Source organism: Akkermansia massiliensis, assembly GCF_018847375.1.
GTDB lineage: Bacteria > Verrucomicrobiota > Verrucomicrobiia > Verrucomicrobiales > Akkermansiaceae > Akkermansia > Akkermansia massiliensis.
Genome location: NZ_CP072036.1, coordinates 101421 through 112344 on the forward strand (window position 1 = coordinate 101421; position 10924 = coordinate 112344).

The window sequence follows — 10924 nt, forward strand, 5'->3', positions numbered from 1 at the left end:
GATGATGAAGAAGGAACTGAAACGACAGGGCAAGGCGAAGATTCCGGGGGCTCCCGTCCCCTATGACAGGACAACCATTCAGCCGGGGATAGTCCATATAGGAGTGGGCAACTTCCATCGCGCGCATGAAGAGTTTTACACGAACCAGCTTCTGGGCATGGGCGGCCGTGACGAATGGGGAATTTCCGGAGTGGCGCTGCTGCCTCAGGACGAACCCCTTTACAAGGTGCTGAAGAGCCAGGACGGCCTTTACACGCTGACGGTCTGCGGCCGCGACGGCAAGGACGAGTTTTATGAGATAGGCTCCCTGGTGGATCTGGCGTGGGGGCCGAAGGATCCCGAAAAGGTCATCGACAGGATTGCGGACCCCCGCACTAAAATCATCACGCTGACCATTACGGAAGGGGGATACAATCTGGATAAGGAAACCGATGAGTTCATGCTCAACAGCAAGGACGTGAAACATGACCTGGAACATCCCGACCATCCCCGGACGGTTTTCGGGTTCCTGGCCGCCGGATTGCGGAAGAGGCGCAAGGACGGCGCAGGCCCCGTAACCGTTCTATCCTGCGACAACCTCCAGCACAATGGAGACACGGCCCGGAAAGCGTTCACTTCCTTTATCGAGGCCCAGGATCCCGGGCTGGCGCAGTGGGTGAAGAAGAACGTGACATTCCCCAACAGCATGGTGGACCGCATCACGCCCGCCGTCACGCCGGACGACGTCAAGCGACTGGACGCGCAGAGCGGCGTGGAAGACGCCGCCCCCGTCTATTCGGAGGATTTCATCCAGTGGGTGATTGAGGATGATTTCATTGCCGGGCGCCCGGACTGGGAAACCGTGGGCGTGGAGTTTACGGACGATGTTTCCGCTTATGAGAATATGAAGCTCAGCCTGCTGAACGCGTCCCACTCCCTGCTGTCCTACCCCGCCTTTCTGGCCGGGTACCGCCGGGTGGACGAGGCGGTAGGGGATGAACGGTTCGCCCGCTACCTGCGCCTTTTCATGGACCGGGACGCGGGCCCCTACGTTCCGCCTCCGGGGAATACGGATTTGGAGCTGTACAAGAAGACCCTGCTGGAACGCTTCGGCAACAAGGCGGTGAGCGACCAGATCAGCCGCTTGTGCTTTGACGGCGTTTCCAAGATTCCCGTGTATGTGATGCCCGTTTTAACGAAGATGATCAGGGACGGCGCCGACCTGGAACGCCTGGCGTTTTTCGTGGCCGCCTACCGCCATTACCTGAAGCACGGAAAGGATGACCGGGGCCAGGCTTATGAAGTGAACGAGCCCTGGCTGACCAAGGAGGACCGGAAGCTGATCGCCAGCGACGACCCGCTGGATTTCCTCGCCCTCTCCCCCTTCCGGAGCACGGATTTGAAGGCGGCGGACAAGTTCGTCAGCCAGTACCTCGGCATGGTGGAGAAGCTTGAAAAAGACGGCGTGCTCCCCGTTCTGGAAAAATTGATTCTTCCGTAGTCATACAATTCTTCATGCCTTCCGGACCCTGTTCCGGGCGGCATGAAGAAACCTTTCCGGTCTCTTCCTTTTTCTGCATTTTCACCTCTCACCCTCCTCATGGAAACACAACCGCATTCACGCCTGGGTCCCTTCCTTGCCCTGACCTTCATTTATTTCCTTGTCGGGTTCCTGTCCACCGTGAACGGCCAGTTCCAGGGGCCTTTGCAAAGCGCCTTCCTGTCGGATGCCGGCGCCTTGAAAAACACGTTCATCACGCTAATTCCCTTTTTCTTTTTCCTGGCGTACCTGGTGAACGGAAACATTGCCTCCCGCTGGATCAACCGCTACGGCTACAAGACCACGCTGATACGGGGGCTCCTGTTCATGGTGCTCGGGCTGGCCGTCTTTTTCCTGTCCGCATGGTTCACCGTCCAGTTCGGGGACCTGCGCACGACGATCGCCGGGGCCAGCATCCCCTACGGCTATTTTATTTTTCTGGCGGGGTCCTATGCCATGGGCACCTCCGCCACGGTCTTGCAGGTCGTCATCAACCCCTACGTGACGTCCTATGAATTGAAGGGAACCCAGCCCGTCCAGCGCCTCAACATCGTCTGCGCCGTAAACTCCTTCGGAACGACGATCGCGCCGTTTTTCGTGACCGGCATCCTGTTCGCCGGACTGCCCATGGAGAGCGTCCACGTGCGGCAGCTGATGCTTCCGCTGCTTATCCTGGGCGTCCTCATTGCGCTGGTCACCCTGATGACGAAGCGCCTTTACCTGCCCAACATCCGGGACACCACGGCCGGAGAAGGAGAAAAACTGGAACGCAGCATCTGGTCCTTCCGGCATTTGACATTGGGCGTGATCGCCATTTTCTTTTATGTGGGCGCAGAGGTGTCCGTGGGCATCAACGTGAACCTGCACGCCCTGGAACTCAGCAATTCGGATGAACCGCTGCTGTTCCTGGGCTCCAGCAACCTGGTGGTGTGGGGAGTGGACCTGGGCATTCCGGCCCTGCTGGCCTCCCTGTACTGGGGCGGACTGATGGTGGGGCGCATCGTTTCCAGCTGGCTGAACCATATCTCCCCCCGTGTCCAGTTGACGGCGGCAACCTCCGCGGCGGCCATCCTGACGCTGGTCGCCATTTACACCCATAACCTGTGGGTGCTGGTTTCCGTAGGGTTGTTCCATTCCGTCATGTGGGGCTGTATTTTCACGCTCGCCACCGTGGGGCTGAAAAAATACACCGCCAAGGCTTCCGGCATTTTCATGATGGGCGTGTTCGGCGGCGCCGTTTTCCCCTTCCTCCAGGGAGCGCTGACGGACGCGCTGGGAAGCTGGCGCTGGTCATGGATGCTTGTCTTCCTCTGTGAACTGGTCATGCTTGCCTACGCCCTTGCGGGTTCCCGCGTCAGGAAAGAAGACCTGCTGGAAGGAACGGACTGATTTCTTTTCCGGGGGAGAAGCCGGGTCCGGCGGAACAGCCCGTCCCATGCTCCGGGAAGTTGATTTTCCCTCAGGGAAAACCATCATGTCCTCCGCCTCTTCTTCATGGAATGATGCGCTCTCAACCATTTCATTAAGAAGAATCATGAAAGAAATAAAATCATTCAGTCAGGGACAGTTGATTCGCCAGACAGGGAATATTTATCCTTCCGGAATATGTCTGGGCCTGGTCACTTATTGGCTCATTGCATGCCATCGTCATGAAGAAAGTCAATTCTGGGCCGATATTGAACACAGCATCAGTACGCCTCGTAATCAGTCCATTTCAAAGGCATCCCTTATCTATGGAGAGGGATACGCGGCAAAAGCCTCCGTTTTCCATGAACAAAACGACATGGCGGATGTCATTGTCCGTAGCCGTGAAAAAATGGCTATTGAAGGGGGAATGCGGATGCTGCATAACGAAATGGTCCCAGTAAACTTCTTCCAAAATAATTTTATGGATTACGCTATTTCCAAGATTTTACAACAGGACGTCACCTACACTATTTTAGCCATTCGAGGAGCCGAACCTAATGGACACGCCATCGGCATTCACCACGAAAAGGGGAAGGTGCACATTTTTGACCCCAACTTCTTCGTTCTGGAATGCGACAGCGAGACCGATCTGCCAGGAGAACTTAAAGAAGCATTTCTAACCATTGATCATCGCTACCAAGGCAGGTTTAACAATATCTTTCACCTGGATGCTTTTTATTAAGGAAAAACTACCACTCATTCCTGGGATGAGTCCTCCGCAGCAGGAGGCAAATTATTGACGGTAATCCTTCTCAACTTCCATGAGAAGTTGAGAGGGATTTTCCTTTTCCATAATCGGCAAGTCTTCATCTCAACCCTCATACCTCACCGGCGCGAAACCATGTCCCGGAACTGGCGGCAACCAGGTTTATTTCGCATTTTTCTTCATGATTTCCCTCTCATCCTGTAACATGCGCCCATGCAAGACAGAAGCAGCGGCTTTCAATGGCCTGCCCAGTGGACCCCTGATATCCTCGCCACCCTGATGTTTGTGGTGCAGGACGGAAAGATTCTCCTGATACGCAAGAAGAGGGGGATCGGCGCGGGGAAGGTGAACGGACCCGGCGGGAAGTTTGAGCCGGGGGAAACGGCCCTCCAGTGTGTGCTGCGGGAGGTCCGGGAGGAACTCTGCATTGACGTTGCGGACGCCCGGGAAATGGGCGTGCTGAATTTTTCCTTCACGTGCGGCACCATTCCGGAAATCCGCTGCCACGTGTTCATGGCGTCCTCTTTCAAGGGCACCCCTTTGGAAACGCCGGAGGCAGAGCCTTTCTGGTGCCCGGTGGACGGGATTCCCTACGATCTCATGTGGCAGGATGACCGGTTCTGGCTTCCCGCCATGCTGGACGGGAAACGGTTTGAGGCGTTTTTCACGTTTGAGGGGGACCGGATGCTGGAGTTTTCCCTGAAAACCGGGGATTGCCCCGGCAAGGAAAAACAGGCGCCCTCCGCCTCCCCTTCCCTCTGAGCCATCCGGGAGAAACCGGACTTTTTTTCCTTCCGGCTCTCCCCCGGCAGCATCAATGTTCAGAAGGAGACGGAGACGCCCAGCGCCGCCTGATGCTCCAGGAAGGATTCCCTGAAATGCGCCTGGTAGGAGGCGAAGACGGAGCATCTGTCATTGAAGACCATTCTGGACAGCAGCTTGACTTTGAATGACTGCTTTCCGGGAGAGTAGCCCTTCCCCTTGTACCGGGATTCCCGGTATTCATCCCCTTCCCACCAGCCGTCCCGGAACGTGTAATGGGGATCGTTCCGGTAGATGTCCGGGCAGTAGCTCCCGGACAGGGCATTGATCCATACGGTGTTTCCGGACAGGCGGAGAACGTGTTCCAGCGTCACCCCCATCGCCAGGGACACATTGTCAAACGTGCCCCGGTTGTCCCGCCGCTGGTTATCATCATCGTCATCGTCCCAGTCGTCGTCGTCCCACCAGTAATCCCCCCACCAGGAGGAATCGCCGTAACCGCCCCGGTCATCCCTTTTCACCTTGTTGGCTCCGTGCACATACGTTACTCCCATAAAGGGGATCACGCTGAAGGAGTTCGTCACCTGATAGCGCCAGGAGGCGGAAAGCCCCGCCTGGAACGTTTCCGAGTTCCACTTGGAGGCGTTTCCCCACGCATCACTGTGGCGGCATTTGTTTTCCGTACTGCCGAAGGCCGCATTCGCGGCAAGAAGCAGGCTGGACCGCGGGCCCGTTTCCCGGAAGAAGGCGCCGTACAGGTTGGCCATCCACGCAGACTGCCGGAAGCGGTCTCCCTCTAGGGGACCGTCCGGATAGTCCGGCATTTCCTGAATGTTCTGGTGCCCGAACATCTGCCCGAACGCCAGACCCAGCAGGGAACCGGATTTTTCTCCATACGTGCCGTAGTCATACCCCAGCGCGTAGCCGGCGGCTGAGTAGTCAAAGGAAGGCTGGTTGTTCCGGATTCCGGCATCGCCAAAGCTGCCCAGAGCGCCCGCCCACAGGTTGGACGGTCCCTTCTGCTGAAAACGGGAGATATTTATCTGGGCGGAGGAGGCTTCCACCAGCGTCTGCACATAAGCCGCGGACGCCCACATGGAATCCAGCGTGGTTTCCGGACCGCTTTCCGGGAACTGGTTCCAGGATTCGGCGCGCACGGCAGGCAGGCATCCTGCCAGGGTCAGGCTCCATAAGGAAATACGGGATAGTTTCATGATCGGGTATGATGGGTTTAATGGCCGGAGGTTGGAACCGGCCTTCACTTTTTCAAGCGCGCTCTGACACCTGTTTTGTGTATCAAATGCATTTCCCATACTCCGGAGAACTCCTCCCTGCCCGTCCCCGCCTGCCGTTCATGCATTCCGGACCGGTTAGTATTTTTCCTGTTTTTCCCTGTTCTTTTTCTTCAGGAAACGCACCCCTCTGACCGGCTCCCGTTTTTCCCGTCACCGCGGGATAAGCGGAGGGGTTCCGCTTCTCCGTTCCGTCCTCTCCCGGCCTTCAATTTGTGTTCTTTAAGCTTTTCTTCACGGCTCAATAATGATAAAGGTGCGGGAGCAACCGTGTGATCCTTGATCGTTCACTTGCTGGCTATTTCAATTCATATTCCATTATTCGACATGTATACCCCCGAATTCAAAAACATCCTCACTTCCACCCTGGACGGACTGCGTGCGGAAGGTCTGTACAAGGAAGAACGCTTCATCGCCTCCCAGCAATATTCCCAGGTGACGCTAAAGGACGGACGCTCCGTCATCAACATGTGCGCCAACAATTACCTGGGCCTGGCCAATAATCCGGAAGTGATGGAGGCCGCCAAGAAAGCCATTGACGAATGGGGCTTCGGCATGGCTTCCGTGCGGTTCATCTGCGGCACGCAGACCCTGCACCGCCAGCTTGAGGAACGCCTTTCCCAGTTCCTCGGCACGGAAGACACGATTCTGTTCCCCTCCTGCTTTGACGCCAACGGCGGCCTGTTTGAAGGCCTCCTGACCGCGGACGACGCCATTATTTCCGATTCCCTGAACCACGCCTCCATCATTGACGGCGTGCGCCTCTGCAAGGCCAAGCGCTTCCGCTACGCCAACAACGACATGGCGGACCTGGAAGCCAAGCTCCAGGAAGCGGATGCCGCCGGAGCCCGCGTGAAGCTGATTTCCACGGACGGCGTGTTTTCCATGGACGGCATCATCGCCCAGCTGGACAAGATTCACGAGCTGGCCGCCAGGTACAACGCCATCGTCCATTTTGACGACTGCCACGCCACGGGTTTCCTGGGCAAGCGGGGCCGCGGCACGCACGAATACCGCGGCCTGTTCGGCAACATAGACATCACTACCGGCACCCTGGGCAAGGCCCTGGGGGGCGCCTCCGGCGGCTATGTTTCCGGCCCGAAGGAAGTGGTGGACGTCCTGCGCCAGAAGGCGCGCCCTTACCTGTTCTCCAACAGCGTGGCCCCCGCCATCGTGGCCGCCTCCATCAAGGTGCTGGACCTGCTGGAACAGTCCACGGAAGCGCGCGACCGCGTGGAAGCGAATACCAAGTATTTCCGCGACGCCATGACGGCCGCGGGTTTCACCATCGGCGGCAAGGACCACCCCATTTCCCCGGTGATGCTGGGGGACGCCGTGCTGTCCCAGAATTTCTCCGCCCAGCTTCTGGACGAAGGCGTGTACGCCGTCGGCTTCTTCTACCCCGTCGTTCCCAAGGGGCAGGCCCGCATCCGCACGCAGATTTCCGCCGCCCACACCCGCGAACAGCTGGACAAGGCGATTGAAGCCTTCTGCAAGGTGGGCAAGAACCTGGGAGTTATTTCCTGATTCCTGCACCCTCCATGACTTCGGACGCATCACCCATGCCCGGCGGCAATCTGCCGACGCTGCCCGTCAAACGGGTGGTGCGTCCCACTCCTTCCATTCCGGACCACGAAGTCGTGCGCCAGATAGGCAGCGGCGCATACGGGGAGGTCTGGCTGGCCAGGTCCCTGACCGGGGCGTGGCGCGCCGTGAAAATCGTCTGGCGTGAGGATTTTGAGGATGAGCGCACGTTCAACCGTGAGTTTGAAGGCATCCTGCAGTATGAACCCATCGCCCGCAACCATCCGGGGCTGGTCCACATCCTGCACGTGGGGAGGCACGACCAGGATTCCCCGTTTTACTATTACGTCATGGAGCTGGGCGACGACGCCCGCACCGGGGTCCACATCACGCCGGACGAGTATATTCCCCGCACGCTCCAGACGGACAAGAAGTTTTCCGGCAACAAGCCGCTGCCCCTGGATTACTGCCTGGAGGTAGGCAGCCAGCTGGCCCACGCCCTGCTGTACCTGCACAGCAAGAACCTGACGCACCGGGACATCAAGCCGGCCAACGTCATCTTCGTCAACGGACGGCCCAAGCTGGCGGACATCGGCCTGGTGGCCCATCTGGACCAGCGCAGCTTTGTAGGCACGGAGGGGTTCATCCCCCCGGACGGCCCCGGCACCCGGCGGGCGGACGTTTACGCGCTGGCCAAGGTTTTATATGAAATCAGCACGGGAAAGGACCGCATGGATTTTCCCGCGCTTCCGGATGATCTGCCGGAAGGCACCGTGCGCAAGAAGTGGCAGGCGTTCAACACCATCATCTGCCAGGCGGCGGAACCCCGCGTGGAGGAGTGCGCCATTGATTCCGCGGAAGAGCTGGCGGAGAAAATAGACGTTCTGCGGGGGTATGAAGTGCCTACCCGCTTCCGCCTCCAGAAGAAAAAGAAGCGCCGCAAGCTCAGGCGCACCCTCCAGCTGCTGGCCGCCGCCGTCGCGGGAGCCCTGACCGCCTACTGGGGGGCCCTGTGGCTCAACAATAGCCAGCATCCCGCGGAGGAACCTGCCGCGGACGTGCGCCCGGAAACCCACTCCTCCGCACCGGAGGAGGAGTCCCGGACCGGGTACGTGCTGGTGACCAGCTCCCCGGCGGGAGCGTCCGTTTATGATGCGGACGGCAATTACCTGGATGAAACGCCCTACGGCCCCATTGAACTGCCCTCCGGTTCCTCCGTGGCCTATACCATCAAGAAATCGGGCTTCGCGGACAAGGAGGAGGCGGGAACCGTCAAGGGCGGCTCCACGCTGGCCCTGGGCGGCGTGCTGAAGGAATACCATCCCCCCACGGACAGCCAGCCGTGGAAGGATACGGAGGGAGTCACCTACATTCCCGCGGAAACGCGCCATGTGGCGCAAGGCCCTCTCACCGCCGCCCTGTTCAACAAGTTCCTGAAGGAGGACCACCAGAAGGGAAACTACCAGATGAAGAGGGAGCAGGCGGAACCGGGCCATCCGGAAAAGGACGTGGCCCTGCTCACGCAGGACGGCATCACGGCCTACCTGGCGTGGCTGAACAAGAAATGCGAACGGGAGGGACTGCTGGGCAAGGAGTTTTCCATCAATGCGGACCCGCTGCCGCAGACGTCCGGCAGCGCGGACGGCCACAGCGCCTACGTCCTGAACGTCACGCGCGTGTTCCAGGTCCCCATCACCGTCACCACCAATCCGCCGGGCGCCAGCGTCTTTTTCAACAACAGGCTGATCGGCCGCACGCCCATTGAGGAATACGTCAACCAGGTGCCCTACGTGATTGAAATCAAACTGCCGGGGCACGCCACCATGCGGCGCCGGGGGCTGGACCCGCAGGATTTATACCTTTCCCTCCAGCTGGAGCCGGACAAGTCCGTCGTCTTCGGCTCGCCCTGGACCAACAGCCTGGGCATGGACCTGGCGCCCGTGGGAGGAAACGCGCTGGTCATGTCCCATGAGGTGCGCGTGAAGGACTTCCAGCAGTTCCTGAAAGCCACGGGCAGGAAGGCTCCGGCCCGGCCCGGCTTCCCCCAGGGGGAAAACCACCCGGTGGTAAACGTCAGCAGGCAGGACGCGCGCGCCTTTGCCAAATGGCTCACCAACAAGGAGCGGGCCCAGGGCCTGATCGACCAGCACGACTCCTACCGCCTGCCCAAAGACGAGGAATGGAGCTCCTGGGTGCGCCTGACGGATGAAAAGGGATCCTCCCCCTATGAAAAGACGCTGCCCCATGAAAACTCCCGGGAGGTGTTCCCGTGGGGGTTCTCCTGGCCGCCGCCGGACAGAACAGGCAATTTTGCGGACCAGTCCGCCCTGATTTACCTTCCTTCCTCCCGCGTCATCGTGGGGTATGAGGACGGGCAGCCGTACACGGCCCCCGTGAAGACCTTCCCGCCCAACCATCTAGGCCTGTACGACCTGGAGGGGAACGTCATGGAATGGGTGGACGATTCCTACGGAGGGCCGGAGTCCCTCCCCATCCGCAATTACGGAGTGGCCCGCGGAGGCAGCTACCTCTCCTTCCGCCCCAAGCAGCTCACCACCTCCATCCGCACCCCCCTGCCGGAAAACACGCGGGATGACGCGCTGGGCTTCCGCCTCATCCTGTCTTCCGACCGCCCCGCCGTTCCCACGGCACCCTGACGCCGGGGCACACCGCCCCCGCAGCAGCAGATTTCCCCTGCTCCTCCGTTCCACGCAACAAGCCGTTCCCTAAAGGGAAAGGTCCGCTGCAGCCCGCAGGCCGCCCCGCCTCTCCGGGAAAATGGTTGAAAGGGCCTCCCGTTATGCTACCTTTTCCCCGCACCCTTTTCCCGAATGAAAATCATCGCCATCGCCAACCAGAAGGGGGGAGTGGGAAAAACCACCACGGCCATCAACCTGGCCGCCGCCCTGGCCCAGCTGAAGAAGAAAATCCTTGTCATTGACCTGGATCCGCAGGCCAATGCCACCAGCGGCATGGGCATTGACGGAAAAGACATGCCCAGCCTGTACCCGGCCCTGCTCGGCCAGCTTGCGGCGGAAGAGTGCATCCTGCCTTCCGGCAGAAAACGGCTGGACATCATTCCCTCCACCATGGACCTGGCCGGCGTGGAAATAGAACTGGCCCGCTCCGGCAACCACCTGACCCGGCTCCGGGAAACGCTCGCTCCCCTGCGGGAGTCGGATGCCTATGATTACTGCATCATGGATACGCCTCCTTCCCTGGGAGTCCTGATGACCTCCGCCCTGGCCGCCTGCGACGAAGTGCTGACTCCCCTGCAATGCGAATGGTTCGGGCTGGAAGGATTGGCCAAAATCCTGCACGTGACGGCGCAGATCTGCGCCAGCGGAGCCAATCCCCGCATCAGGCATGAAGGGGTGCTGATGACCATGTACGACGGCCGCACCAACCTTTCCCGCCAGGTCATTGACCAGGTGGAACAGCACCTGCCCCAGATGCTGTACAAGACGGTCATTCCCCGCTCCATCCGGCTCGGGGAAGCGCCCAGCTTCGGCCACACCATCTTTGAACACGATCCTTCCGGAACGGCGGCGGAAGCCTACCTGAAAGCCGCACGGGAATTCATCAGACGCCACAAATCCTGAAAACGCGAAGGAACGGCTTTCACGGGAATAGAATTCATAGCCATGGCGGACA

General features: G+C 59.4%; 8 protein-coding genes. 7 read left to right on the plus strand and 1 reads right to left on the minus strand.

Going from position 1 to position 10924, the window contains the following annotated elements; all coding sequences use genetic code 11:
* Position 1: 1 nt before the first annotated feature.
* From J5W70_RS00445 to J5W70_RS00460, 4 genes are all read left to right on the plus strand, one after another.
* Entirely contained in the window at positions 2-1480 is a 1479-nt protein-coding gene (locus J5W70_RS00445) for a mannitol dehydrogenase family protein (protein WP_022397009.1), read from the plus strand.
* Between the two features lie 99 nt (positions 1481-1579).
* On the plus strand, positions 1580-2908 hold the full coding sequence (locus tag J5W70_RS00450) for an MFS transporter (RefSeq protein ID WP_022397008.1): 1329 nt from the start codon (positions 1580-1582) through the stop codon (positions 2906-2908).
* Between the two features lie 85 nt (positions 2909-2993).
* On the plus strand, positions 2994-3668 hold the full coding sequence (locus tag J5W70_RS00455) for a YopT-type cysteine protease domain-containing protein (RefSeq protein WP_180973720.1): 675 nt from the start codon (positions 2994-2996) through the stop codon (positions 3666-3668).
* Positions 3669-3905: 237 nt separating this feature from the next.
* A complete protein-coding gene (locus J5W70_RS00460; RefSeq protein ID WP_022397005.1) occupies positions 3906-4454 on the plus strand; it encodes an 8-oxo-dGTP diphosphatase in 549 nt (182 codons plus the stop codon).
* Positions 4455-4513: 59 nt separating this feature from the next.
* Here the strand turns inward: J5W70_RS00460 and J5W70_RS00465 are convergent, their stop codons facing one another.
* Positions 4514-5668, minus strand: a complete 1155-nt coding sequence (locus J5W70_RS00465; protein ID WP_022397004.1) for an autotransporter outer membrane beta-barrel domain-containing protein — start codon at positions 5666-5668, stop codon at positions 4514-4516.
* Positions 5669-6073: 405 nt separating this feature from the next.
* Here J5W70_RS00465 and kbl point away from each other — a divergent pair, with 405 nt between their 5' ends.
* The 3 genes from kbl to J5W70_RS00480 all read left to right on the plus strand — a co-directional run bounded on the left by kbl (position 6074) and on the right by J5W70_RS00480 (position 10872).
* Positions 6074-7273 carry a glycine C-acetyltransferase gene (kbl, locus tag J5W70_RS00470; RefSeq protein ID WP_022397003.1) on the plus strand — a complete coding sequence of 400 codons (1200 nt, stop codon included), beginning with the start codon at positions 6074-6076 and terminating at the stop codon, positions 7271-7273.
* A gap of 14 nt (positions 7274-7287) precedes the next feature.
* Positions 7288-9927: an SUMF1/EgtB/PvdO family nonheme iron enzyme gene (locus J5W70_RS00475; RefSeq protein ID WP_102727977.1), complete on the plus strand. Its 2640-nt coding sequence runs from the start codon at positions 7288-7290 to the stop codon at positions 9925-9927.
* A gap of 174 nt (positions 9928-10101) precedes the next feature.
* Positions 10102-10872, plus strand: a complete 771-nt coding sequence (locus tag J5W70_RS00480) for a ParA family protein (protein WP_022397001.1) — start codon at positions 10102-10104, stop codon at positions 10870-10872.
* The last annotated feature ends 52 nt before the right edge of the window (positions 10873-10924 follow it).

Excerpts from the sequence above, each read along its gene's own strand:
- J5W70_RS00445 (WP_022397009.1), top strand. The coding sequence starts at position 2 with ATGATGAAGAAGGAACTGAAACGACAGGGCAAGGCGAAGATTCCGGGG.
- J5W70_RS00450 (WP_022397008.1), top strand. The coding sequence starts at position 1,580 with ATGGAAACACAACCGCATTCACGCCTGGGTCCCTTCCTTGCCCTGACC.
- J5W70_RS00455 (WP_180973720.1), top strand. The coding sequence starts at position 2,994 with ATGTCCTCCGCCTCTTCTTCATGGAATGATGCGCTCTCAACCATTTCA.
- J5W70_RS00460 (WP_022397005.1), top strand. The coding sequence starts at position 3,906 with ATGCAAGACAGAAGCAGCGGCTTTCAATGGCCTGCCCAGTGGACCCCT.
- J5W70_RS00465 (WP_022397004.1), bottom strand. The coding sequence starts at position 5,668 with ATGAAACTATCCCGTATTTCCTTATGGAGCCTGACCCTGGCAGGATGC.
- kbl (WP_022397003.1), top strand. The coding sequence starts at position 6,074 with ATGTATACCCCCGAATTCAAAAACATCCTCACTTCCACCCTGGACGGA.
- J5W70_RS00475 (WP_102727977.1), top strand. The coding sequence starts at position 7,288 with ATGACTTCGGACGCATCACCCATGCCCGGCGGCAATCTGCCGACGCTG.
- J5W70_RS00480 (WP_022397001.1), top strand. The coding sequence starts at position 10,102 with ATGAAAATCATCGCCATCGCCAACCAGAAGGGGGGAGTGGGAAAAACC.